Annotated in this window: 18 protein-coding genes and 2 pseudogenes; 6 read left to right on the top strand and 14 right to left on the bottom strand. The window is 63.9% G+C overall.

Annotated elements, in window-relative coordinates; genetic code table 11:
- Positions 1-50: 50 nt before the first annotated feature.
- From ACM9HJ_RS24870 to tnpA, 4 genes and pseudogenes are all read right to left on the bottom strand, one after another.
- Positions 51-692: a plasmid pRiA4b ORF-3 family protein gene (locus ACM9HJ_RS24870; protein WP_416574480.1), complete on the bottom strand. Its 642-nt coding sequence runs from the start codon at positions 690-692 to the stop codon at positions 51-53.
- Positions 689-2,276 (bottom strand): annotated as a pseudogene (gene tnpC / locus ACM9HJ_RS24865) (IS66 family transposase). Before tnpC ends, ACM9HJ_RS24870 begins: the two are co-directional and overlap by 4 nt.
- Positions 2,277-2,356: 80 nt before the next feature.
- Positions 2,357-2,704: an IS66 family insertion sequence element accessory protein TnpB gene (gene tnpB / locus ACM9HJ_RS24860; RefSeq protein WP_416574479.1), complete on the bottom strand. Its 348-nt coding sequence runs from the start codon at positions 2,702-2,704 to the stop codon at positions 2,357-2,359.
- Entirely contained in the window at positions 2,701-3,141 is a 441-nt protein-coding gene (gene tnpA / locus ACM9HJ_RS24855; RefSeq protein ID WP_416574478.1) for an IS66-like element accessory protein TnpA, read from the bottom strand. Before tnpA ends, tnpB begins: the two co-directional genes overlap by 4 nt.
- On the opposite strand from tnpA, the gene ACM9HJ_RS24850 reads away from it, so the two are divergent.
- Positions 3,104-3,421 (top strand): hypothetical protein, encoded by a 318-nt coding sequence (locus tag ACM9HJ_RS24850; protein WP_416574477.1) that lies wholly within the window; start codon positions 3,104-3,106, stop codon positions 3,419-3,421. The two genes, tnpA and ACM9HJ_RS24850, sit on opposite strands and share 38 nt — an antisense overlap.
- Before the next feature lie 4 nt (positions 3,422-3,425).
- Here the strand turns inward: ACM9HJ_RS24850 and ACM9HJ_RS24845 are convergent, their stop codons facing one another.
- The 7 genes and pseudogenes from ACM9HJ_RS24845 to ACM9HJ_RS24815 all read right to left on the bottom strand — a co-directional run bounded on the left by ACM9HJ_RS24845 (position 3,426) and on the right by ACM9HJ_RS24815 (position 15,587).
- Positions 3,426-6,257 carry an AAA family ATPase gene (locus tag ACM9HJ_RS24845; RefSeq protein WP_416574476.1) on the bottom strand — a complete coding sequence of 944 codons (2,832 nt, stop codon included), beginning with the start codon at positions 6,255-6,257 and terminating at the stop codon, positions 3,426-3,428.
- A 429-nt stretch (positions 6,258-6,686) separates the two neighbouring features.
- Positions 6,687-6,883, bottom strand: a pseudogene (locus ACM9HJ_RS24840) (IS21 family transposase); the annotation flags it as partial.
- A 377-nt stretch (positions 6,884-7,260) separates the two neighbouring features.
- Positions 7,261-8,328, bottom strand: coding sequence for an amidohydrolase family protein (locus tag ACM9HJ_RS24835; RefSeq protein WP_416574475.1), 1,068 nt, complete (start codon positions 8,326-8,328; stop codon positions 7,261-7,263).
- A gap of 16 nt (positions 8,329-8,344) precedes the next feature.
- Positions 8,345-9,787 carry an NAD-dependent succinate-semialdehyde dehydrogenase gene (locus ACM9HJ_RS24830; protein ID WP_416574474.1) on the bottom strand — a complete coding sequence of 481 codons (1,443 nt, stop codon included), beginning with the start codon at positions 9,785-9,787 and terminating at the stop codon, positions 8,345-8,347.
- Positions 9,788-9,819: 32 nt separating this feature from the next.
- Positions 9,820-11,280 carry a carotenoid oxygenase family protein gene (locus tag ACM9HJ_RS24825; RefSeq protein WP_416574473.1) on the bottom strand — a complete coding sequence of 487 codons (1,461 nt, stop codon included), beginning with the start codon at positions 11,278-11,280 and terminating at the stop codon, positions 9,820-9,822.
- Between the two features lie 37 nt (positions 11,281-11,317).
- Positions 11,318-12,652 (bottom strand): spinster family MFS transporter, encoded by a 1,335-nt coding sequence (locus ACM9HJ_RS24820; protein ID WP_416574472.1) that lies wholly within the window; start codon positions 12,650-12,652, stop codon positions 11,318-11,320.
- A gap of 58 nt (positions 12,653-12,710) precedes the next feature.
- On the bottom strand, positions 12,711-15,587 hold the full coding sequence (locus tag ACM9HJ_RS24815) for a TonB-dependent receptor (protein ID WP_416574471.1): 2,877 nt from the start codon (positions 15,585-15,587) through the stop codon (positions 12,711-12,713).
- Between the two features lie 558 nt (positions 15,588-16,145).
- On the opposite strand from ACM9HJ_RS24815, the gene ACM9HJ_RS24810 reads away from it, so the two are divergent.
- On the top strand, positions 16,146-17,567 hold the full coding sequence (locus tag ACM9HJ_RS24810) for a carotenoid oxygenase family protein (RefSeq protein ID WP_416574470.1): 1,422 nt from the start codon (positions 16,146-16,148) through the stop codon (positions 17,565-17,567).
- 158 nt (positions 17,568-17,725) lie between these two features.
- On the opposite strand, the gene ACM9HJ_RS24805 is transcribed toward ACM9HJ_RS24810, so the two are convergent.
- A complete protein-coding gene (locus ACM9HJ_RS24805) occupies positions 17,726-19,072 on the bottom strand; it encodes an MFS transporter (RefSeq protein WP_416574469.1) in 1,347 nt (448 codons plus the stop codon).
- A gap of 358 nt (positions 19,073-19,430) precedes the next feature.
- Here ACM9HJ_RS24805 and ACM9HJ_RS24800 point away from each other — a divergent pair, with 358 nt between their 5' ends.
- The 3 genes from ACM9HJ_RS24800 (at position 19,431) to ACM9HJ_RS24790 (ending at position 21,507) form a co-directional block, all read left to right on the top strand.
- The gene (locus ACM9HJ_RS24800) at positions 19,431-19,931 is read left to right on the top strand and encodes a MarR family winged helix-turn-helix transcriptional regulator (protein WP_416574468.1); all 501 of its coding nucleotides are present in this window, start codon (positions 19,431-19,433) and stop codon (positions 19,929-19,931) included.
- Between the two features lie 143 nt (positions 19,932-20,074).
- Positions 20,075-20,629 carry a nuclear transport factor 2 family protein gene (locus ACM9HJ_RS24795; protein ID WP_416574467.1) on the top strand — a complete coding sequence of 185 codons (555 nt, stop codon included), beginning with the start codon at positions 20,075-20,077 and terminating at the stop codon, positions 20,627-20,629.
- 11 nt (positions 20,630-20,640) lie between these two features.
- Positions 20,641-21,507, top strand: coding sequence for an alpha/beta hydrolase (locus ACM9HJ_RS24790; protein ID WP_416574466.1), 867 nt, complete (start codon positions 20,641-20,643; stop codon positions 21,505-21,507).
- Here ACM9HJ_RS24790 and ACM9HJ_RS24785 read toward each other — a convergent pair.
- Both ACM9HJ_RS24785 and ACM9HJ_RS24780 read right to left on the bottom strand, forming a co-directional pair.
- Positions 21,463-22,011 carry a VOC family protein gene (locus tag ACM9HJ_RS24785; RefSeq protein WP_416574465.1) on the bottom strand — a complete coding sequence of 183 codons (549 nt, stop codon included), beginning with the start codon at positions 22,009-22,011 and terminating at the stop codon, positions 21,463-21,465. The two genes, ACM9HJ_RS24790 and ACM9HJ_RS24785, sit on opposite strands and share 45 nt — an antisense overlap.
- Positions 22,012-22,026: 15 nt before the next feature.
- A complete protein-coding gene (locus ACM9HJ_RS24780) occupies positions 22,027-23,145 on the bottom strand; it encodes a hypothetical protein (protein WP_416574464.1) in 1,119 nt (372 codons plus the stop codon).
- Between the two features lie 56 nt (positions 23,146-23,201).
- Here ACM9HJ_RS24780 and ACM9HJ_RS24775 point away from each other — a divergent pair, with 56 nt between their 5' ends.
- Complete coding sequence (locus ACM9HJ_RS24775) at positions 23,202-24,017, top strand: helix-turn-helix transcriptional regulator (protein ID WP_416574463.1); 816 nt, start codon at positions 23,202-23,204, stop codon at positions 24,015-24,017.
- The last annotated feature ends 8 nt before the right edge of the window (positions 24,018-24,025 follow it).

The raw sequence follows: 24,025 nt of genomic DNA, 5'->3' as shown, positions 1-24,025 counted from the left end.
CAAACCGTGGAAGCGCAGCGGAAGCGTACGCCTCCGGTGAAGGGTAAGCGTCAGCTGTTCCCCGCGTCTTTTTTGTTTTTGAGGCGTTTGGCGGCGGCGTTTCTGCGGTTTGCGATTCGACTGAGGGCGTATTGCATCGGGATTTCATCGATGGTGTCGGGATCGTACTCGTCGAGCCATTCGGCGATCTCGGCATGATCGGGATGGTCTGTGTCGGCCAGGATGGCGAGCATGTCGTAGAACCCTGGGATGCCGCCGCAATCCTCCGGCGGTGCATTGCGTTCTCCGCCGAGATAGCGGGGATATCCCAGTCCGGGGTCGCCCTGGCGGACGCGGGTGATGATCAGCCGGTGTTCCCAATTGTCCCCGAAATCATAGAGGTAATCAATGCGGGTGCGGCGGGGTTTCAGGATATCGCGCAGGCGGACCTTGGTGGCGTCATAGAGGCGACCGGTTCCCCAATCCTCGTCGGATGGCAGGCCATAGCGCCGGTCGTCCAGGGTGAATTCCCAGAGATGATAGTCGAACCAGCCCATGGCGACCTGGACGATGTCGTGCAGGACCTTCAACGTGACGGAGGTCGGCACCTCCAGTTCACGCCAGATCAGGGGATCACTGTCCTTCAACTCGATGCGCAGGGTGGCGATCTCCTGGAAGGATGTGGCACCGGGGGATGGGTCGGCCCGGCTCATGCCGGCGATTGTAGCGCCGGTTCCCGACAGTTCCAGGGGAGAAGTTCGTCCAGGCGGTTGACCGCATGGCCCCTAGCCATGCAGTCGATGGCATCGGCCAGCCAGGCATCCGGGTTCAGCCCGTTGAGCCTGGCCGTCTCCAGCACGGTGTAGAGGCCAGCCGCCCGCTTGCCGCCGGCCTCCGAGCCTAAGAACAGAAAATTCTTCCGCGTCAGGGCAATGGTGCGCAGGCTGCGTTCGGCGGGTTGTTGTCGATGCCGATCCGGCCGTCCCCGGTATAGAGCAGCAGCGCCGTCCAGCGGCCGAGCGCGTACTGGATGGCCTTGGCCAGGGCGGTCTTCGCAGACAGGCGCGCGGCCTGGCTTTCCAGCCACACCTTCAGGTCGGCCAGCAGGGGCATGGCCAGGCGCTGGCGGGCGTCCCGGCGCTGATCGGGCTTCTGTCCGGTGATCTCCGCCTCGATGGCGTAGAGGGCGGCGATCCGCGCCAGCGCCTCGCCCGCGACCGGGGAACCCGTCGCCTCGAACACTTCATGGAACTTGCGCCGCGCATGGGCCCAGCAGGCCGCATGCCGGATGGCGGGCACCCCGTCGCCCGCCCCAACCCCCGGATCAGGCGGCGCGCGGATCAGGGCAATATAGCCGCTGAACGCGTCGGCCTGGATCACCCCCTTGTAATCGGCCAGATGTTCACGGGGGCGTTCGCCCTTGCGGTCGGGGCTGAACCGGTACCAGGCCGCCGGCGCCCGATCCCCGCACCAGGGCCGCTCATCCACCAGATAGGTCCAAAGCCGACCTGTCCGGGTGCGCCCCTGTCCCGGTGCCAGCATCGCCACCGGCGTGTCGTCGGTATGGATGACCGGGGCAACCCGCACATAGGCCCCGATCCGCTCGGCCAGCGGCGCCACCCACCAAGCCGCGTGCCCCACTCAATCGGCCAGGGTGGCGCGCTCGATCTCGATGCCCTCGCGGGCCAGCATCGCCGATTGCCGATAGAGCGGCAGTCCATCCAGATATTTGCTCACCACCACCTGGGCGATCAGCCCCGGCCCCGGCCGGCCCGCGTGATCGGCAGATCGGGCGACGAGGCCTGCACAATGGTGGCACAGGTCCGGCAGGACAGTTTCGGCCGCACATGCCGGATCACCTTCAGCCGTGCCGGAACCTTCTCCAGAATCTCGGTCACATCCTCGCCCAGGGGCGAGAAATGCCGCCCGCCGCAGCCGGGGCACACATCGCCCGGCGCATGCACCACATCCTCACGCGGCAGATGCGGCGGCAACGGCTGGCGCACCGGCTGTATCCGCGGCCGTTCCGGGCGCGGTTTGTCTGACCCGCCCCGTACCGGGGGCGCGGCCTCGCCTTCCTCCAGGTCCTCCAGCAGCAGTTCCAACTGCGCAATCCGACCGTCCAGCTTTTCCGACGAGGCCCCAAACCGCTGGCGCCGCAAGGATGCGAGTTCCAGCCGATACCGCTCGATCAGCAGCTTGGCACCCGTCAGTTCCGCCCGTGCGGAGGCCAGTTCCGCCTCCCGCTCCGCCAATGCTGCCCGCAGCCGGGCAATCTCCTGGGCGCTGTCCTGCATCATCTGGGCAGTCTACCAAAGCGCCGTTCGCTCGGCATCCGACCGGGGTCGATCTTCCATGAGTCACATCGCCACGGCTCTCAGCACGCCGCCTCGGGCGACCAGCTGCGCAACAGGTTCCGCCAGTCAATCCCCTCCAGCAGCATCGATAACTGGGCCGGCGTCAGCGATACCGTCCCGCCCGCCGCCCGCGGCCAGACAAACCGGCCCTTCTCCAGCCGCTTGGCAAACAGACACAGGCCCTGGCCATCCCACCAGAGAAGCTTCACCCGGTCGCCGCTGCGCCCCCGGAACGCGTAGATCGCCCCGCCATGCGGATCCAGCCGCAGCATCGTCTGTACCTGGGCCGCCAAACCATCCATCCCCTTGCGCATGTCCGTCACACCGCACGCCAGATAGACCCGGACCGGGCCGGACGGGCCGATCATCGCTCCAGCACCGTCAGCACCCGGCCCAGCAGCGAGAGATCGACAGCGCCGCGCAGCCGCACCACGACACCCGATGGCAGCACAAGCTCGATCAACCCCGCACCCGCCCTATCCGCTGCTGGCGCCACACGGGACGGACAGGGTGGTGCCACGGACGGTGCCGATGCTGGCTGCGGCAAGGCAAGGGCTTCCTGTTCGACAACCAAGGGCGCGAACCCCGTCAACTCACCGCGGCGCAACTGTCCCCGCCATGTGTAGAATTGCCCGCTGCCAACGCCATGCCGCCGGCATACAGCCGACACCAAAGCCCCTGGCGCCATCGTTTCCGACAGAATGCCCAGCTTCTCCTCAACGCTCCATCGACGACGCCGCTCCGGGTCAACCAGAACCGCGCCTCCCTTGCGACTGCTCTTACGAGCACTCCCAAGACCGTCCATTTCCAAAATCCCGACCATCCGCCACCACCAAAATCAGGGGGCGGCAGAATCTCAGTTATCAGACGTTCCGCAAGACGGGCTTCGGCTGACGCTTACGATCGTCTACAAGCCCGACTGGACTCGCCACAAGAAGGCAGCCCCCTTCCGTCGCAATGACCAGATACTGGAAATCCTGCCCATCGGCCTCATCGCCTTTCCAGGTTCCGGCATCACCCAGAACCTCGCCGACAATGCCCGCAAGATGGGCGTGCCCGTTTTGCGCTTCGAGGAGGGGGGATGAGGCATCATCCCATGATCGCTGCGGTAGCCGGCGGCATGGCTGCTTCTTGCAGATAGTCTTCCAATGCGTCGCGCGCACTGCCCCAATACGCAGCGGGCGTGAACTCGGCGATGAAAGGCAAGTTGAGCGCCTGGAAGATCGGCACCCAGGTTTCCTCGCCGTTACGTTGCCAGCGCACTGACAGAGCCGGGTTGAACTGATACCATCCCTGCGCCCGGCGTTTGAACAAGGCACGGTTATAGGGATAGTCACGGCTGACCTCGTTCCGGGCCAGCACGCCGGAGAGATATTGCCGCCGCTTCCGTTCCGTCGGCACCGCGTTGGCGGGCAGATGCTCCCAGGCATCCAGAATTTCTTGCGTGGCCAGGGCGCCGTGGATATGGCGCTGCGGATAGGTGAAGCGCGACCGGAACAACACCCAGAAGGTCTGGAACAGGCTGTACTCGACCAGATGCCGGTCGATTCGTACCAGCCGATCGCCCGTGTTAATATCGATGCTGGCAGGCGCCAGCAGATCATAAAGGGCCGCAAACGGCCCTTTGGCAAACCGCTCCTCGCGAAACGCCTCCTGCATTGCCCATTGCGAAGCGTTGTAGCCAAAATGGTCGGTGGCCGTCAGGCTGGCACCACGATCAATCAGGGCTTCCACCAGGGCAAGATTGCCGCATGCCGCCGCCGCCATCAGCGGCGTCTGGTTCATCGGCAGACGATGTTCGATGCCGTGGCTGTCACACTGTCGCAGGATATCCTTGAAGTTCTTCGCTGCGAAAGCGGCATAGCTCTTCATGCCATGCTGGGCGCGTTGCTGGGCGAATGATCTTGCCGCAGGCGTCGAACTGTTGTGGACGCGTTCGGCCAACAAGGGCAAATCCTGACCCATGGCGATATCGACCAACTGCTGTCGCGGCTTGGAACCGGGTGCCTTGTCCTTGAAGACCTTGACCAGCAACTCGGTTGTCTTCTGCTCATCAAAGACCGGCCAGGGAACTGGAACCTCCCTCAGAATGGTCCGGCGGATTTCATTGACCTGTTCCTGCTTGCCCTGCAATTCCAGCTTGCGGGCCTCACGTTGCCATTCCTCCAGGCTGGATTGCCGGGCCTCCACCTGCATCTGGTCGACCGATCTCAGGTCCAGAAGCCGCAGCAAAGGATGGGTGGTGTCGGATTCGATCAGATACAGATTGGCCGTCGCTCGGGTCAGCGCCACATAGAGAGCATTGACGAAGAATTTATAGACCTCCAGCGACTTGTCGGTCTTGTCCCTGGCCCGGCGGTAGGCCAGTTCGTCGGCGGTCAGGTCGTCGGGGCTGACTCCGTCCGCGATCTCGTTGAACTCGGCGCGGTAATCCGAGATGAAGCGATAGAGAACGATATTCTCATATTCCAGGCCCTTGGCCTCATGGATGGAGAACAGCAGGGGCGTGTTGAAATGCTTGCGCGCCTCGGCCTTGTCCTCGTCGCGCATCACCAGCACGGCGAAGCGGGTGGATTGGCGGATTTTCTGGTTGAGGTCGCGCTTCAGAGGCTCCTTGTCGGCGGCCAGGGTCACTACGCCATCCTCTGCCCCGACCGGTCGGACCAGGAAATTGCTTTCGCGGTCGATTGATCCGAAGCGGCGCTGCTTGATTTTCAGCAACTGGTTGGCCACCCGCGTCGCCGCCTGGCTGTTGCGGAAATTGGCGGCGAGAACCGAGAGCTGCTGTCGTTCGGCCAGGGCCGGGTCGTGCCAGAACAGGCTTTTGACATGGCTCCAGGAGAAGAAATTGGGATGAACGATCTGATTGGAATCCCCGCACAGCAGGAACTGCCCGGCGGTTTTCAGGGTCTTCAGCACCAGCAGCAACTGCACCGGCGTGATGTCCTGAACTTCGTCGATGACGATGAAATCGTACCGCGGTGCCGCTTTGGCGATCCAGTCCTGCGCCACAAGATTGAGATCGAACAGCCGGGCATCGGCCAGCCAGGCGCGGTATTTCTCAAAAAGCGTATAGAGCCTGTCCCGCATCTCGGCCTGGAAAATCGACTGGCGCACGCCCAATGCCAGATAATCCTCACGCGACAGGGTGCCGCGGTCATGGGCGGTGACCACGCCGCGGATTTCCTCAAATGCCTGATGGCTGTCGATATCCTGGAACAGCGGGCGTGACCGCTGTGCCCAGCCAGCGAAATCCCGCCAAGTGGCTTCCCGTCCGGTCGGTACATGGATGGATTCGATGAATTCGCGCAGGGACAGGAATGTCGCGTCCTGTTTGTCCCGGACGAAGCCATTGGCGTAATAGAGGTTTCGGGCATTCTGAGCCAGGAAGGCCGATTGGGTGACATAAAGCACCTCACCATCGGCTTGCTTCAGCTTTTCCAGGATCAGCGCCGTCTTGCCACTGCCGGCGCTGCCGACGATGATCATCGGGGCGGGCGCGCGAAACACCGCATCCTGCATGTCATCAAAGGAAATCGGCTTGTCCAGGAAATGCAGGATGCTATGCGCGGGGTTCAGATAACGTAGTGGTTCGGCATCCTTTGCCGCCTCGCCAGCCTCGCAATCCAGGCTCTTCTCGTCATCAACCGGGATGCCACGCAGAAAGCGTGAACGATCATAGGCGTGGTTATGGACGATCTCCAGCATCACCGCGCAGATATCACCGTCTCGGCGAACCAGGGTGAAGATCAGGCGATCCGCATCGTTAAGCTTTGCCCGATAGAGCTTGCGATGTGCTGTTCCCGTCAGTTTCTTGACCTGAGCAGCCCGGAAATCCTGCCGCTCGATGGCGGCGACTACTTTCTGATAGGCGGCCTTCACATGCGAAGTATCCAGATCGGCAAGCTCAAGAATCTTCATATGATAATCATCTCCTGCTGAACTCAAAAGTTCCGTCGCTGTTTGGCGTACTTGCAAAAGATTAGCTCAAGCGCAGGAAGAGAATGTCTTTCATGCAGAGACCGTTACAAGGGAAATTGTCGTGAACATCTGAACCGCGTATCAGCTTCCCAGTGTGCTATGGAGAGCGTCTGCGGGCAACGGCTATCCGCTGACGTGCTTGCGCTTAAAGGGGGGGGCCGCGCCGGTTGGCGGCTCGGTGCCGGCGGGGTCTGAAGCCGTGAAGGGACACTGCATGACCAGCCATCCGCTAAGCCACGTAGCGACCGTCGGAACAACGAGGGATGGAATGACCAATAGGCAAGCCGCGCTAACCCCAATCGACCACACGGCGAACGGGACCGGTGGAACAACCGTGCCCTTCCCGGCCCTGGCGCCGTCGGCCTACGACCTAAGCCAGCCTGCGAGCTTGTCGGCGTAAGGGTCCAGCTTGCTGGGGCGCTCCGGCACCGAGAACTTCGGCTCGACCGTGCCGGCTTTCAATACTTCTTGATGGTATTCCGCGACAGATCAGTTCGACGCGCGATCTCCCGGATCGGCAAATTCTCCCGCAGGGCCAAACGGCGGATGACATTCAAAAGTCCCATGTGGATCACTCCGATGCCCTCATCGCTCGCTGAGCCCGGGGGGAAGGGTCACATGGGTCAATTCTCAATGGAAATCAGTCGCCACCCCGGGCCAGATGCCGACTCTGAGCCGGTTTCCATTATAATCAATAAGTTAACTTTGCAGGTTGGATGCGAGAGTAACGATACTCGCATCCAACCTGCAAAGCCTCCTGGTTATTTACCCACCTTGATCATCCGACATTGCCTTGGCGGGGTGGCGGTCATGGACAGCCTGTTCCAAGGCGTCGACCCCGAACCCCGCCTGCGCCGAAGCGCTGACGCGCCGGTCCAGGGCGGATATGCTCGTAAACGTAGCTCCCCCCCGATTGCTCGGGCTTATCGGACCGGAAACAGCATCATGCCGACGGATTGATCTTGAACAGCTTCTCCGCATTGGTCTGGAAGAATTTCCGCTTCACCTCCAGCGGCATGTCCATCGCGTCCAAGGCCATCACCTCCTCCACCGGGCACTGGTAGGGATAGTCCATGGCGTAGAGCACGCGATCCTCGCCCATCACCTTCTGCGTGAACTTGATCGCGTCTTCCCAGGCCACGCCGGAATTGGTGATGTGGAAATGTTCGCGCAGATAGGTGGAGACCTTGCCCTTCTTCAGGGGCTTCATGCATTCATAGCGGCCAGTGCGCACGCCGGCCCCATGCATGAAGTCCAGGCGATAAAGCCAGAAGGGCAGGGCCTCGCCCATATGGCCGATGATGATCTGCAATTTCGGGAACCGGTCCAGCGCGCCGGACGTGATCATGCGTAGCGCATGCATGCCCGTCTCCACCCCGAAGCCGAAGATCGCCCCGTCCAGCCCCGCTTCCAGCAGCGGGCCGATCATGGCGGCGGGCGGCGTGTTGGGGTGGATGTAGAGAGGGACATTCATGGCCTCGATGGCTTCCAGCACCTCGTTGAATTTCGGATTGTCCAGATAGTCGCCCAGGATGTGGCTGTTGATCAGCACGCCGGACAGGCCCAGCTTGCCGACGGCGCGTTCCACCTCCCGCGCCGCCGCCTTGGGGTTCTGTGGCGCGCAGGCGGCCATGCCGCTGAACCGCGTGGGATATCTGGCGATGGCCTCGGCCAGCCGGTCATTGGCGGTTTCCGCCACCATGGTCGCCCGGTCGGCATTGCGGATCACGTTGGTGCCGGGGGCGGTCAGGCCCAGGATCTGACGGTCGATGCCGCGTTCATCCATATGCGCGATGCGCTGGTCACCCAGATCCATCAGGGCATTGGCCACGAAGCGCGGCCGTTCGGCAGGATGGTCCAGATAGTAGCCGATCAGGCTGAGGAAGCCCGGATCGACATCCGGTGCCGCCAGTTCCTCACGAAAGGCCGCGATCAGTTCGGGCGTGGTGAAGGCTTCCTCGGTCGCGATGCGCAGATAGCCCTGGGCGCCGCCGGTCTTGGGCATGGTCATGGGTAGACCCCTGTCTTCAATGCTGATGGATGGTCTTGGTGACGAGGCAGGCGGCAAGGCCCTCCGGCCCATCCTCCGACCCGTGGCCGCTTTCCTTGACCCCGCCGAACGGCGCGTCGGAGGCGGCGAGTGCGGTGGTGTTGATGCCCACCATGCCCGCCTCGATGGCGTCACCGATCAGGTTGGCGCGGCGCGCATTCTCCGTGAAGGCGAAGGAGGCCAGGCCATAGGGCAGGCGGTTGGCCTGTTCCACGGCGTCGTCCAGGGTGGCGAAGGGGGTGGCGACCACCACGGGGCCGAACGGTTCCTCGTTCATGATGCGGGCACTGTTGGGCACATCGGACAGTACCGTCGGCTGCCAGAAGAAGCCCTTACCCTCGATCGCTTCGCCGCCCGTGCGGACCCGTGCGCCATGGCTGACGGCATCCTTGATCAGGTCGGCGATGGCGACCGGGCGGCGCGGATTGGCCATCGGCCCCATATTGCTGTCGGGCAACAGACCGTCGCCGACCTTCATCTGCGACATACGCTGCGCATAGGCCGCCACGAACCGGTCATAGATGCCCTCTTGGACATAGAACCGCGTGGGGGAAACGCAGACCTGTCCGGCATTGCGGACCTTGCTGTTGGCCAGCATCTCCACCGTCCGGTCGAAATCGCAATCATCGAAGATGATCACCGGCGCGTGGCCGCCCAGTTCCAGGGTCGTCACCTTCATCGTGTCGGCGCACAGCCGCATCAGATGCTTGCCGACGACCGTCGATCCCGTGAAGCTCAGCTTGCGGATGATGGGGCTGGCCAGCAGATGGCGCGACACCTCGTCTGGCACGCCGAAAACAAGCTGGACCGCATCGGACGGGCAGCCGGCATCAATCAGCGCCTGCACCACGGCCATGGCCGAGGCCGGGGCCTCTTCCGCCGGCTTCAGGATCACGGAGCAGCCGGCGGCGATGGGGGCGCCCAGCTTGCGGCCCGGATTATGCACGGGGAAGTTCCAGGGGGCAAAGGCCGCCACCGGTCCCACCGGCACCTTCATGACCAGCGAGCGCTGGCCCGCCGGACGGACCAGCACGCGACCATAGACCCGGCGCGCTTCCTCCGCATAGAAATCGAACAGGCCGGCGCAGGCGATAGTCTCGATGCGCGTCTCGGCCAGGGTCTTGCCTTCCTCCCGTGTGGCGTTGCGGGCGATCACATCGGCCCGTTCGCGCAGCAGCCGGGCGGCATCGCGCAGAACACGCGCCCGTTCATCGACGGATGTCTTGCTCCAGGTCCGGAAACCACGGTCGGCGGCGGCCAGCGCCCGGTCAAGATCGGCGGCCCCGGCCAGCGGCAGCTCGCCCAGGGTTTCACCATTGGCCGGGTTGATGACGGGATGGGTGCGGTCGGCCCGCATGATCCATTCGCCATCGATATACATGCCGAGTTTGGGATAATCGGCGGAAGTCTGGTCAACCAAAATTGATCCTTTCGGTCGCGCAAAGGGGGCGATCAGGCAGCGGTGGCCTGGGCCGGTGCCCAGTTGCCATGCAGTCCCTGACGGATGCGGAAGGGCAAGCCGATGGTCGCGATGGGACCGGCCGCCACATTAAGGGCGTTGAACAGCAACAGGCGGGAGGTGTGCTCCACCAGCCGGTTCTCAATCGCCACGATATAGCCGTCGCCTTCAGCCGTGGAGCCGGGGCGCGGAATGAAGGCCGGTTCCTGGAAGGAAGAGGTGGAGCCGACCCAGTAAGTGTCGGTCTCCCCCGTTTCCAGGTCGATGCGGCCCAGCGTGTTCATCATCAGGCCAGAGGCGCTGCGCCCGCCCGGCAGGTCCACGGGCTTGGTCATGTCCTGCACAAGCTGCCAGCCATAACGGTTCTTCACGCCCGCGAACCGGTCGTCGATGCGGGGAAATTCGCCGACCAGATTGGCCAGCGGCGCCATGTGGATGTCGTCGCTGTTCGCACTCATATCCACGGTCCAGCGCGTCATAGTCGCGGCGGCTTCATGCGGCTGGAACGGCGCCCCTTCGGTATCGGGAAAGAAGGGGAACATGTTGCCCTTGGCCATCGGCACATCGAAATGCACCTTGGTGCCGTCCTCATGCGCATTCATGACGTGGCTGGCAAAGCAGGTGGGGGCGGAGAACCAGCGGATATCCTCGGCCCGGCCATTGCGCGGCAGCACGCCCAGATGCACGGGCCGCCCCCGGTCAAAGCCGAAATGCGGCAGGCCGGCCTTCAGCCGGTCCCAGGATCCGACAATTGGCACCACATGGAAGACAACGTAATTCTCGGTGAATCCGAAGTCGTGCATCATGCAGTAATAAGGAATCTCGAACCAAACCTCGTTCGTAATCTGCCCCTCCGCGCTGATCGTGTAATAGACCATGTCGCGGGTACACAACCCCTTGGCGGCATAGCCGAAGCTCAGCATCTCGCCCGTGCGCGGGTCGATCTTGGGATGGGCGGAGAATGTCTGCGATGTCATGGTCCCGCCGAAATCATAGGTCGGGTCCAGGGTCTCCAGCGTTTCCGGGTCCATGATGACGGGCGGGCTGTCCTCCTTCAGGGCGAACAGCTTGCCGGCATGGACAAGCACATTGGTGTTGGCGGTGCCGCGCACCTCCCCCTGAACGCTGTCATCATCGGTTAGCGGGTTGCGGTAGGCGCCAAACAGGGCGCGGCCGGCCTCGCGTTCCCGTGTGAACTTGTCGGTACGGACCCAGCGCTGCTGCAGGGCGACATTGCCGTCCTTGAACCGGAACCGGGTCACCATGCCGTCGCCGTTGAACCAGATATCGTCGCCGGCCAGCGGCGGGAATTGCGGGTCCGGCGCCACGCGGTAGAAGCTGCCATCCAGGTCGGCGGGAACGGCACCATCCAGTACGGGCAGATCATGGACTTCCGCCTCCACGCCGGACGGGGCGAAGAAACCGGTGAAGTTGGGCGTGTTGGGAAACTTCATGATATGCCCCTTGCACGGAAAGTTTCAGGACGGAAGGTCATGGGTGATCCTCCGCCGCGATGGCGCGGGCGGCCAGCCCGTAATGCAGGGCGGCCCAGGCATAGAGGCCGATGCTGGCCAGCAGTGCGCTGCGCACCCCGATAGCCGAGGCGGCGGCGTCGTCGGTGACCCCGGATGCGGCGGCGAACAGGTCGCTGAGCAGGCCCAGCAGCGGCGGGCCGAAACCCACGCCCACCATGGTGGAAACGAAGAAATAGACGAAGGCCGCCGTGGTCCGCTGCTGTGGCGCCACCATGTTCTGAAAGGCGACCAGCGTCGGTACCGAATGGAAGAACAGGAACATTCCGGCGATGGTGATCAGGGTCACCGCGGCGACATGGTTGTCCAGCCCATAGCCAGCCAGATAGAGCGGCACGCTGATGGCGATGCCCAGGCAGGGCAGCAGCGCGTACCAGCGCTTGCCACGCCGTGCGATGAAATCGATGCCGAAACCGCCCAGGCTCATGCCCGCCGTCGATGCCGTGGTGCTGAGGATCGCCACATAGAAGGCGGTGGTGGTCAGCGGCAATTCATGCACACGCATGAAGAAGGGGGCGGTAAAGGCCCCACCCGCGAACAAGGCCATGCTGGCCAGTGCCAGACCGGCCAGCATGTGGCGGAAGGCTGGGCGGCGGAACATCTGCGCGAACACTTCCAGCGTCCGGGGCGAGGCGGCACCAGCCCCCTGTGCCGGGATATTGACACCGGCCAGCCGGTCGCTATGCCCGCGGGGCGGGTCGCGCAGCAGCAGGCGGAACAGCAGAGCCACCACCAGACCGGGCGCGCAGACCAGCATCAGGGCCACGCGCCAGCCATAGTCCCGTGCCAGCCAGGCCGCCACAACGGAGCCCAGCAAGGCGCCCACCGGGGCACCCAGCCGCATCACGGTCAGGGCGAAACCCCTTCGGTGGGGCGGGAAATGGTCGCCGATCAGCGATGTGCTGGGCGCCTGCACCCCGGCCTCCCCGATGCCGACCCCGATGCGGCAGAGAAACAGCGTCCAGATATTGGTCGCCATGCCGCAGAGCAGGCTCATCACCGAAAACACGGCTACCGAAACGGAAATGATGGTGACACGGTCGCGCCGTTCGGCCAGCCGCGCGATGGGCAGGCCCAGCGTGGAATAGAGGATGGCGAAGGCCAGGCCGCCCAGCAGGCCGAACTGGAAATCGGTCAGCCCCAGATCTTTCTTGATCGGTTCCGCCAATGTCTGGACGATAACCCGGTCGACATAGGCGAAGGCCGACACCAGCAGGATCAGCACCAGCAAGGTCGCGCGGTAACCGCGTCCGAACAGGGGATCATCGATGGCCGGTTGTACCGGAGAGGTCATATTGGCTCCACATTCTTACCGGGAGAGAGGGGAGGTCGTGTGACCTCCCCTGGCTGGATCAGAAGGAGAAGCGGAAGCCGGCCTTGAAGGTACGACCGATGCTGTCATAGAGGACCGGATTGGTCACACCGAAGCTGGACGGCAGGTCGTTGGGCGGATCGCGGTCGAACAGGTTGTTCACGATGCCGAACAACTGCACCTTCGTGTCGTTGACGGTCAGGTCGTACTGGGCGTTCAGGTTGAACAGCCAGTAATCGCCGACATAATTGTCGCTGATGCTGTTGGCCGCCGTCGCGGTGTAGCCGGACTGGTGCGGGCCGATCAGCGTGGCGTTGTAAACACCGCGCGAGATGTAGCGTGAGGTCAGGGTGCCGCTGAAATCACCCTGCGCATAGGTGGCGCTCAGCGTGCCGGTGAAGGTCGGCAGGCCCGACGGTTGTGACGTGGGCGAGCCGTTCATGCCGGCCCGGTTTACCGAAGCACCCGTCGCATCAATGGTGATCAGGTCGAACAGATAGGTGCCGAGCGCGCGCAGGGTCAGGTCGCCTTCACCAACGGCGATTTTATACCGGGCCTCGACATCCACGCCGCGTGTCTTCAGCGTGTTCAGGTTCAGGTTAGCGTTCCTGACGCTGGTGATGGTGCCAGCGGCATTTTTGGTGATCAGGGAACAAAGTTCCGTCGCCCCGGCAGCGCAGCGGTTGATGATGATCTGCCCGCCCAGGGTGGTGATGGCGCCATCCAGGCTGATATCGAAATAATCGGCGGAGAATTGCAGGTCGTCGATGGGTGTGACGACGGCACCCGCCGTCCAGGTCTTGGCAATCTCTGGCCGCAGCTTGGTATTGCCGCTCAGCACGACGGAGGTCAGTGCGCTGCCGCCGGTGGCGGGGTCGGTCAGGAACTGGAAGCTGGTGCTGGCCGGGGCATTGAGTTCGAAGAAGTTCGGCGCGCGGATGTCACGCGACCGGGTGCCGCGTACCCGCAGGAAATCCGTGGGCTCCCAGGACAGGCCGGCCTTCCAGCTCCACACCGAACCGCTGGTCGAATAGTCGGTCAGGCGGACGCCGCCATTGACCGACAGGCTTTCGGCAAACGGCACCGATTTCAGCAGCGGCACGCCCAGTTCGGCATAGCCTTCCTTCACCTTGATGTCGGGGCCGGTGATGGACTGGCCGGAACTGGTGATGAAGCGCAGGGCCGATGAAAGCGGGTCGGCGCTGCCGGCCACGCTTTCCACGCGGTACTCCGCACCCGTGGCGAAGGAGACCGGGCCGGCGGGCAGTTCCGCGACGGTACCGGAGATGTTGGCCGAGGCCACCTGCTGGATCAGGTGCGTCTTCTGCCAGGCCGTGCCGTAGGCATAAGCGACGGCCTCGGGCGAGAAGCGGTTCTCACCGAACAGGTTCAGCGGCTTGCACCCCGCCACCAGCGGGTTGGTCGGCGTGGTCAGGGTGGAGCGGCAGACGATATTGCCGTTGGCGACACCGTTCTGGAACAGGCCCTGGTCGACCGCATCCACCGCGCGGGCGAAATTGTCGGTGATCTGGGTGTTGCGGGTTTCCTGTTCGTAATTGGTCCGGCCATACTGATAATAGGCGTCCCACTGCCAGCTGTCGCTGAGGTCGCCGCGCGCGCCGGAGACCAGGCGATAGGTCTCGCGCTCCACCTCCGCCACAGGCGGGCCGATATCGTTGGACACACGGCCGAAGGAAAAGCTGGTCTGGTTGGCCGTCACCAGTTGCGCGCGCAGGGCCGCCGGCAGATAGGCATTGTCACGCTGGATGGTGATGTTGCCGGTATTGCGGGCCGAGGCGCCGGTGGTTTCCGCGTTGGCACGGCCATAAGAGGCCTCCATGAACAGTTCGACATTGTCCGTGGCCTGGTACTTGGCATGCATCATGCCGGAATAGCGCTCGACCGGCGCCACCAGCGGGAAATTGTTGTAGAAGCCATTGACCGGATCGGCGCTGCCGCCCGACTGGAACAGGCCGCCATTGGAGAAGGCGGGGCCGGTGGCATAATAGGTGCCGTAATCATGGTTGAAATAGCTGCCGTCGGGCCGGAACTCGATGCCGCGCAGCACACCCGTCGTGATCAGGCCGCCAAAGGACGAGGTTGCGGTGCGGGCGTTGGGCAGCAGAATCTGGCGCGCCAGACCGTTGGTCTGCGGCGTCGGGTTGGAAATGGCGTTGTAGCTTTCGGCGCACCAGTCGCGGCTGTAGCAGTCGCCCATGCCCTTGTTGTTGGAATATTCGCCGCCGATCACGATATGGCCACGGCCATCGGCGAAATCGGTGCCGCCGGCCAGGGTGGCATAGACTTCCCGATTGTCATCCTCCTGCGACAGGCCATACTGCACGCTGCCGCGCACGCCTTGCAGACTGGTGTTCAGGATGACGTTGACGACGCCGGCAACCGCATCGGACCCATAGGCTGCGGAGGCGCCGCCGGTGACCACTTCGCTTCGTTCGATCAGCACGGTCGGGATCAGGTTCAGGTCCACGGAACCCGATGGCGAATTGCCGCTGCCGGCGATGGTGCTGGCGACGAAGCGGCGGCCATTGACCAGCACCAGCGTGCGCTGGGCGCCCAGGCCGCGCAAGTCGGCCAGATTGGCGCCGGCATTGCTGGAGAAGATGCCGACCGTTGCCGGGGTCGATTGCGGCCGGAAGGACGGCAGGGTGTTCAGCAGGTCGGCGACATTGGACACGCCCTGGCGCTGCAATTCCACCTCGCCCATGACGGTCACCGGCGTCGGCGCCGCGAAGCCGGTCATAGGCAGGCGCGTGCCGGTGACGATGATCTCTTCCAACTGGTCGAGCGTCTGTTGCGGCGCGCCGGCGGCGTCCTGTGCGGCGGCGGGATTGGCCAGGGCGGCAAGGACGGCCAGGATGCTGGCGCCGGTCAGCCGGTGCGCCATTGAATGCCTCATGTGGATTTCCTCCCCCTGCGATGCGCCGGACAGACACGGGGCACGGCGGCGCAAACGCTTGTTGATTTATCAATGAGATCATTGATAGCTCAATGATGTGTATCTTGGCAAGTGGTTGATCGGGTAAATCGATGACCCTTCCACGGTTTACTCCCTGGCGTGCCTTGGATAGAATCTGCTTGGCCATCGCAATATAATACATTGTATTTATTGGTATTTTTTTATGGTTCCTGTCGGGCGGATGCATCCGATGGTATGCGAACCGGTTCTGGCCTGCCACAGAATTCACGATTGGCCGGGCGTTGGAGCCATGTCCGGCCAGCTTTCGGCTTTCAACCGGGAACGGTCATGTCCAGCCTCTCTTCTTCTGCCGGCGATGATCAGAAATTCCGCGCTTTTGCGCATTGACAGCCCAACCATAATATTGATTATTCAATGACTATCGCAATGAGGCAACGAGTCGTGTCCCGTCCGGAGGCTGCCCCCCGGCTGGGGAACCGGACCGCTGCCCCAATCACGGTCACCCGTGAACCCGCGGATGGCCGAGGGGAGAAATCAATGGAAGTCCGTTTTCCCGACATCCCGGCCTATCATGGCTGGGCCAAGCCGCTGCGCCTGGAATCGACGGTTGAGGCGCTGGAACTGATCGAAGGGGCGGTGCCGGCCGGCCTGGATGGCACCTGGTACCGCGCCGGGCCGGACCGGCAATATCCGCCCATGCTGGGCACCGACATCTTCATCGATGGCGAGGGCATGGCACACATGTTCCGCATCAAGGATGGCACCGTCTCCTACCGCAGCCGCTGGGTCCGCAATGATCGTTACATGGCGCAGGCGAAGGCCGGCCGGTCGCTGTACGGCCTGTACCGCAACCGTTTCACCGACGACCCGTCGGTCAAGGGTGTCAGCGGTGGCACCGCCAACACCAATGTGATCTTCCATGATGGCCGGCTGCTGGTGCTGAAGGAGGATGACCTGCCGTTCGAGGTGGACCGCGACACGCTGGACCCTGTCGGGCGCTATGATTTCGGGGGTAAGGTCCGGGCGACCTCCCTGACGGCGCATCCGAAATGGTATCCCGACGATGGCCGTCTGCTGACCTATTCCTATCAGGCGCGCGGTGACGGGACGCGGGACATCGTCTTCTACGATATCGACGATCAGGGGGGCATCCTGGACGAAATCTGGTTCGAGATGCCCTATGCCTCCCTGGTCCATGATTTCGCGGTCACGCCGCACTGGGCCATCTTTCCCTTCATGCCGCTGATCACGGATGTGGAGGCTCTGAAGCGCGGCAGCACCTTCTATGAGTGGCACCCCGACGAACAGATTGTGGTGGCGCTGGTGAAACGCGGCGGCACGCGGGAGGATATACGCTGGTTCCGGGGGCCTGCCGGCTGCCTCAGCCATATGATGAACGCCTGGGAGGAGGGCGGGACGGTCCATCTGGAGGCCTGCTATTACGATGGCAACTGCTTCCCGTTTTTCCCCACGCCGGATGGCGAACATGTCGAAGGCTGCCCGCCCTTCCTGTCGCGCCTCAGCTTCGACCTGACCAGCAACGGCGACGGGTTCGAACGGCGGCGGATCATCAATACGCCGGGCGAGATGCCGCGCACCGATGACCGGTATCAGGGGCAGGAATGCCGTCACGGTTTCCTGATCGTGGGGCGCGGGCCGGACGGGTCATCCGCCATCGGCCGCGTCGATCTGCGTACCGGAGAGATGACGCGCTGGCATCCCGGCCCCGGCGCCTCCGTCCATGAACCGCAATTCGTGGCCCGTTATCCCGGCGCGCCGGAGGGGGATGGCTGGCTGCTGGTCATCGTCAACCGGCTGGAAACCAACCTCAGCGAGTTGGCGATTCTGGATGCACAGGATGTGGCGGCGGGGCCGGTGGCCCGGCTGTATATGCCGATGCGGGTACGCACGACCTTCCATGGCACCTGGGTGCCGGGAGAGAGACTAGGCACCCGCTAGAGCGGTTTTCGATTGACCGGAAACCGCTCTAGCGGCGACCGCCGCCGCGCGGCACCTGCCGCGTAAGCCAAACGGCGGATGCCGCGCCGGCGCTTGAGGAAAATGAAAGGCTAGCGCGGGTCCCGGTCTGGCGGCAGATACCGCCAGACCGGGAAATATCACGCCACCACAGGCTTTGCGGCCGGGGCGCCATCGCGCTGGATCGGCTTCAGCAGCAGGACCAGCAGGGCCACGGCGACCGGCGGAATGGCGATCATGGCCAGCGTGACCTCCAGCGTGAAGGAGGAGGCCAGCGCCATGCCGCCGAACAGCGGCGCAATGACGCCGCCGATACGGCCCGCGCCACCGGCCCAGCCCACGCCCGTGCTGCGCAGCGCCGTCGGATAGATCTGGGTCATCAGCATGTTCAACCCCGCCTGTCCGCCCGACTGACAGAAGCTCCAGCAGACCAGCAGCAGCACGAAGCCCACCGTGCCGAACGGCACATGGCCCATCAGGATCAGCGTGGCCGCAATCCCGATATAATAAAGCGGGATCAGGCGCGTTGCCCCGATCCGGTCCATCAGGAAGCCGATGGTCACGGTCCCGATCATGCCGCCGATGAAGGCAGTCATGGAAACGATGGCGAAACGCTGGATCGAAATGCCGCCCATTTCCTGGAAGAAGGTGGGCAGCCAGGCCGCCAGCAGCGCGATATTGCCCATGGACAGCACGCAGGCGGCGAACAGAATGGTGCTGGTGCGGGCGCGCCCGTCGCGGAACACGTCGATGACATGGGCCTTCACCTTCTTGCCGCCGGTTTCCGCCGTCACGAACCGTTCATCCCCCGTCAGGACCAGATTGCGGTCCATCCAGCGGATGGTGCGGGCGATGGCGGGGTGGCTGGGGTCACGCCCCACGCGGTAGGTCAGTGATTCCGGCAGGAACAGCAACAGTACCGGCACCATGACCAGCGGCATCAGCCCGCCCAGCCAGAAGCCGCTTTCCCAGCCATAGTGGGGGACCAGCAGGGCGACGGCGGCACCGGCGGCACTGCCGGCGCTATAGCCCGCGATGCCGATGGCGATGAACAGCGAGCGCCAGCGCTTGGGCGTGAATTCCGCCAGCAGCGCCATGGTGGTGGGCACGACACTGGCCAGGAACAGGCCCGACAGGCCGCGCAGGATGGCCACCATCATCAGCGAGGTGGAGAAGACGGTGATCGTGGTCAGCAGGCCGAAAATGATGAAGGCGATGACCAGCATGCGCTTGCGCCCGTAATAGTCGGACAGCGGGCTGATGACGAAGGCGCCGATGGCCAGACCGGTCTGCTGCAGGACAAAGACGATGGTCATGCTGGCCGGCGTGGTGCCGAAATCCCCGGCGATGGCGGGCGCGATTTTGCCCACCATGAAGATGTCGAATCCGTCGATGAACATGGCCAGCGTGGTCAGCAGCAGCACAAGGCATTGCGGCAGGCCGATCTTGCGCTGGTCGATGAAGTTCTGGACGTCAAACGCCGACATGAAGCAGCACTCCCTCCCTCAAGGGTGCCGGACCATGATCCGGCGATGTTTTATGATGGGGATGCCGGCCTGTATACGCACGGGTCAAGGGCCGTCCGTTCCGACCGATCTTTGATGAATCAATAATATCGCTAGCGTCGGTTCCGCGCCAGCCCCCTTGAGCATGCATCCCGAAAATCTTTGCCCTTCGATCCGGCAGCTCTGTGGCCAGCCGCCAGAAAGCTGGAATATCATTGAACGATCAACTAACAATGGACCGGATCAGCCGTCGCTGACACTTGATCGGGATGAAAGAAGACATATGAAACGGCAGGCCAGATCGGACGCGAGCCCGGCCAGCAGCGAGGGAGACGGTGACGTGCCGGGCGCGGAAAACGCGGTGCCGGCCCGCGCGAAGCTTGAGCTGCCGGGGTGGAATGTTTCAAATCTGCAATTCTCCACCTTCCGGGTGACCTTGATCGCCAAGGTGATCGACCGGCTGACGATAAGGCGGCTGGCGGAGCGGGGGGAACTGACCTACGCGGAATGGCGGGTGCTGGCCCGGCTTGGCACCATGCCCGAGGGCGGAACCGTGGGGCAGGTCGCCGACCTCGCCTGGGTCGACCGCGCCGAGGTCAGCCGCGCGGCCCGGTCATTGGAAGAGCGTGGATATACAAGGCGCCGCGAGAACCCCAACGACCTGCGTACCCCCATCCTCTACCTCACCAAGAGCGGGCAGAAGCTGTACAAGGCGACGCTGAAGGAACGTGTCGCCTTCCATGAATCGCTGCTGGTCGATCTCTCGCCGGAGGAGCGGGTGGTGCTGGACGAGCTTCTGTCCCGCATCGGCGAAAGGCTGGCGCATATGGTGAAGATATAGGCTGGTCGGCAGGCGGATTTCAAACATCGTTGATCCCTCAATGTAAAAGTTCATTGAACTATCAATGAAACGCTGTTACCCCTGACCCTTGTTCCGCCCGGCGTCATCTGCACGCGCGCGGGCCGTTTCCGGGAGAGGGATCGATGGACGAGGTCTGCTGGCCGGGCGGTGTGCCGGCTGTGATGCCTGCGGAGGACCGCGCCGAAATCACCGAACTGTTCGCACGCTATGCCTGGGGCCTGGATCTGGCCGATGAGGAGCAGGTGCTGGACACCTTCGCGGAGGATGGGGAGTTCGACCATCTGTGGCAGGGCAAGGCGCACGGTCACGACGCGATCCGCGCGCATCTGCGCGGCCTGTGGTATGACCGGCAGCATTGGTGGTTGGGCCGGCAGCACCTGTTCAACCATTTCATCATGGACCCACGTCCGGAAGGCGCGCGCGTGCGCTGCTTCTTCCAGATCATCCAGTTCAACACCGATTACGGCACCAATTTCATCTTCGGCATCGGCACGCGTGATGACCGTCTGGTCAAGCGCGATGGCCGCTGGAAATTCCATCGGCTGTTCGTCAATGCTTGGACAAAGGCCGATCAGGTCCCCTGGAAGGGCGACCGGACCATGGTGCCCCGGCCCTTCAACGCCCCGCCGCCCGTCGATTGCCGGCCCTTCAGCGTGCAGTCGCAGGATCCGTGGTGATAGGGGAAGTGATGCATATCCATGACCGTATCCGCGCCCTGGGCACGGAATTCTCAGGCGCACAGGTCCAGGCCTCCATGGCGTTGTTCGGGCCGTTGCAGCCGCCCGTTGACGAAGCCATGGTCCGGCGCGACCTGTTCTACGGTCCCGACCCGCGCCACCGGCTGGACCTTTTCGGAGAATTGGTCACCGACGCTAAGCGGCCGGTGCTGGTCTTCCTGCATGGCGGCGGTTTTGTCGGTGGTGACAAGGGAGCACCCGGTGCCCCCTTCTACAACAATGTCGGAGCCTGGGCGGCGGCCCAGGGCTGGCTGGGTATGACCGCCACCTACCGGCTGGCCCCGGTCCATCCCTGGCCGGCGGGGGCGGAGGATGTGGCGCGGCTGGTGGCCTGGCTAAGGCTTGAGGTGGCCCGGCATGGCGGCGATCCCGGCCGTATCGTGCTGATGGGACAATCGGCGGGGGCGGCCCATGTTGCCTCCTATGTCGGCGGGCAGGGCTTCGCGGATCAGGCGGCCGCCTCCATCGCGGGGGCTATCCTGCTGTCCGGCCTGTATGATGTGCCCAGTGCCGCCCGCAATCCCTATCAGGATGCCTATTTCGGCACGGACCCGGCCTGGTTCGCGGCGCAATCCAGCATCGACGGGCTGGCCGCCACCAGCGTGCCCTGCCTGTTCACCGTCTCGGAGAATGACCCGGCCGATTTCCAGCGGCAGGCGGCGCTACTGGTCTCCCGCCGGGTGGCCGCCAAGGGGAAATGGCCGGATTTCCACCGGCTGGAGGGGCATAACCATATCAGCCCCGTCCACCAGATCCATTCTTCTGTCGATGAACTAGGCCCCGTCCTGGCCCGCTTCGTGGCGCGGGTGACGGGATAGGGTGGCCTTTTCGGCCACCCAGAGCGCCAGTTCGCCATGGGCGGTTTTGGCTGCGTCCCGCATGTATTCATCGGACACGCTCTGTGCCGTCAGTTCGACGCGCAGGCCGTTGGGATCGAAGAAATAGAGGGATTGGATGATGTGATGATCGGTGATGCCGACAACTTCCACCCCTGCCGCCTTCAGGCGAGCCATGGCCTGTTCGACCTCCGCGATGGAACCGACGCGCAGGGCGATATGGTTTACCCAGGCCGGTGTGTTGGGGGAGGGGGCGGCCGCCACATCATCCCCCAGATCGAAGAAGGCGATGTAGGAGCCGTCGCGCATCTGGAAGAAGATATGGACATAGGGGCAATATTCGCCCGTGCTGGGCACATGGTCGCTGCGCACGATATGCACCAGCGGCAGGCCCAGCAGATCCTCATAGAAATGCCGTGTTTCCTCCGCATCGCGGCAGCGCCAGGCGAAATGGTGAAGGCCATGGATGGGGACGGGGGGCAGCATGCGGTGTCTCCTGTGTCAAAGCCGGCTGCACCAGCCGGCAATATGGTCGGCGACCTGATCCACCAGATGCGGCTGGCCGCTGAGATAATGGTTGCCGCCCTTGATGGCGTGTCGCTCCACCCGGCCTTTTGCCGCCTCGGCCCAGGTGGCATTGTCGGAGGGGAAGACCGACGGGTCGGCCGTATATTCCAGCAGCAGCACCGGAACGTGTGTGCGCGCCAGATTGGCCGGGCCGTTGCCCCGGCTGCTGGGCGACCATTGGCTGAGGTAGCCCGTCAGCGACGTATAGCGCCCCATGCTGTTGGCGGCATAGTTCTGTGCACGCGGCGGGCCCCAGACGGTGGTGCCCGGGATGCGGTCGTTGGGATCGATGGACGGGTCCAGGCAGCGCGGGTCCGCCAGGGTGCGGTGGATGACGAAGGCCTCGTCGCGCATGCCGTCGGGCCGTGCGCGCAACTGGCTCAGCCGGTCACGCGCCCAGGCCTCGATCCCGGCATTGCGGGCGCGCTGGGCCGTGCGGTAGCGCTCCAGGAAGGCAGCACTATAGGGCGGGCCATTGTCCGGGTTGAACATGTCCAGCTGAGCGCAGGACAGCATCGGATCATGTTCGTCCACCACGGCGGGGTCGATCCAGGTATCCATCAGCCGCGACCGGCCCAGATGGGCGGCGGCCAGGACGATACCGTCGGCCGGCGGCAGATCGTCGGGCCGCAGATCGACAAGGTCGCCCGCCGGCGTGTCGGTGATGGAGAGATTCTCCGCCTGCGCCTGGTAGAAGGCGGACAGGGCCGCCCCGCCGGAATTGCCGATCAGGGCCACGCGGTCAAACCCCTGCCGGCGCAGCCAGGCGACACCGGCGCCCATATCCTGGATCACCTGTTCCAGCAGCAGCACCGCGTCATTGCCCATATAGCGCGAATTCAGCGCCAGGGTGGCGATGCCGCGCGCCGCCAGCGGGGCCAGCAGGTAATGGCCCATGAAATTGCTGGTGGGATGCATGATCAGGGCGGCTGTGCGCGCACCCGGCGGGCGGGCGAAGGCGCCATAGAGGCGGGGGCGCAGCATCTGCAGCCCCGACTGGCTTTCCATGGCGGCACCAGGCCGCACATCGATCACGACCAGTTCCAGTGTCATCGTTTCCCCCCCTCATTTTATGGCTTGGTTGCTCCGCTGCACCGGGAGGCCCGGTCATGACGGCGCCTGGCACCCCGGACGATCTGACGGTCGGGCTTTGCGCCCTGTCCGACGCGGTGGCCGCCATCGGCCGGCCGCGCTTTGACGATGCGCTGCTGGCGGCCGTTGCACGGCTGATCCCGGTCGATCACTGCACCATCCTCTGCTACTCGCAGGCGGCGGGGCTGAAACAGGTGGGCGGGTCCAGCCTGCAGGACAGGGCGACCGTGCTGTCGCTGGGCCGCGACTATGTCGCCGGGCTGCATGCGTTCGACCCGAATTTCGAGGAATTGTCGCGCATATCCAGCAGCCGGAAGGTGATCTTCCGCCGGCACGACCCGGCCCGTGTGGCCATGCAGGACTATCTGCGCCGCTTCTATACGACCGTCGGCATCGTTGATAAGGTGTCCTATATCTGGCGCACGTCGGACATGGCCTTCTACCTGAACTTCTACCGTTCCCTGCGCGCCGGGACGTTCACGGACGGGGAGGTCGCTCTCCTGTCCGCCATCACGCCGCTGCTGACCAGCATCGTGCGCCAGCATTGCGCTCATTACATCGTGCAGTCGGACATCAATACTGGCCGGACCCTGCCCTTTGTCGAAAGGCTGGTCGAACTGGCCGACGAGACCTTGAGCACACGCGAACTGGCCGTGTGCTGCCGCATCGTGCTGGGTTATCAGACGGACGGCATCGCCGCCGATCTGGGCGTGCGCCCGTCGACGGTGATCACCTTGCGCAAGCGCGCCTATCAGAAGCTGGGCATCGCGTCCCAGGCGGAACTGTTCGCCCTGTGCCTGCGCAACCTGCCGCGCCTGATGCGTCCCGTCTGATCCCGGCA

Origin of the sequence: Niveispirillum sp. KHB5.9, assembly GCF_048066115.1 — a bacterium.
In the GTDB taxonomy this organism is placed as follows: domain Bacteria; phylum Pseudomonadota; class Alphaproteobacteria; order Azospirillales; family Azospirillaceae; genus Niveispirillum.
The sequence above is the reverse complement of the archived record's forward strand: the minus strand, read 5'-3'. Positions and strand labels throughout refer to the sequence as shown.

What these genes read in the sequence shown, in the direction of transcription:
- ACM9HJ_RS24825 (WP_416574473.1), bottom strand. Translation starts at nt 11,280, where the DNA reads ATGAAGTTTCCCAACACGCCCAACTTCACCGGTTTCTTCGCCCCGTCC.
- ACM9HJ_RS24805 (WP_416574469.1), bottom strand. Translation starts at nt 19,072, where the DNA reads ATGTCGGCGTTTGACGTCCAGAACTTCATCGACCAGCGCAAGATCGGC.
- ACM9HJ_RS24775 (WP_416574463.1), top strand. Translation starts at nt 23,202, where the DNA reads ATGACGGCGCCTGGCACCCCGGACGATCTGACGGTCGGGCTTTGCGCC.
- ACM9HJ_RS24790 (WP_416574466.1), top strand. Translation starts at nt 20,641, where the DNA reads ATGCATATCCATGACCGTATCCGCGCCCTGGGCACGGAATTCTCAGGC.
- ACM9HJ_RS24845 (WP_416574476.1), bottom strand. Translation starts at nt 6,257, where the DNA reads ATGAAGATTCTTGAGCTTGCCGATCTGGATACTTCGCATGTGAAGGCC.
- ACM9HJ_RS24785 (WP_416574465.1), bottom strand. Translation starts at nt 22,011, where the DNA reads ATGCTGCCCCCCGTCCCCATCCATGGCCTTCACCATTTCGCCTGGCGC.
- ACM9HJ_RS24870 (WP_416574480.1), bottom strand. Translation starts at nt 692, where the DNA reads ATGAGCCGGGCCGACCCATCCCCCGGTGCCACATCCTTCCAGGAGATC.
- ACM9HJ_RS24780 (WP_416574464.1), bottom strand. Translation starts at nt 23,145, where the DNA reads ATGACACTGGAACTGGTCGTGATCGATGTGCGGCCTGGTGCCGCCATG.
- ACM9HJ_RS24810 (WP_416574470.1), top strand. Translation starts at nt 16,146, where the DNA reads ATGGAAGTCCGTTTTCCCGACATCCCGGCCTATCATGGCTGGGCCAAG.
- tnpA (WP_416574478.1), bottom strand. Translation starts at nt 3,141, where the DNA reads ATGGACGGTCTTGGGAGTGCTCGTAAGAGCAGTCGCAAGGGAGGCGCG.
- ACM9HJ_RS24835 (WP_416574475.1), bottom strand. Translation starts at nt 8,328, where the DNA reads ATGACCATGCCCAAGACCGGCGGCGCCCAGGGCTATCTGCGCATCGCG.
- tnpB (WP_416574479.1), bottom strand. Translation starts at nt 2,704, where the DNA reads ATGATCGGCCCGTCCGGCCCGGTCCGGGTCTATCTGGCGTGCGGTGTG.
- ACM9HJ_RS24815 (WP_416574471.1), bottom strand. Translation starts at nt 15,587, where the DNA reads ATGAGGCATTCAATGGCGCACCGGCTGACCGGCGCCAGCATCCTGGCC.
- ACM9HJ_RS24820 (WP_416574472.1), bottom strand. Translation starts at nt 12,652, where the DNA reads ATGACCTCTCCGGTACAACCGGCCATCGATGATCCCCTGTTCGGACGC.
- ACM9HJ_RS24795 (WP_416574467.1), top strand. Translation starts at nt 20,075, where the DNA reads ATGGACGAGGTCTGCTGGCCGGGCGGTGTGCCGGCTGTGATGCCTGCG.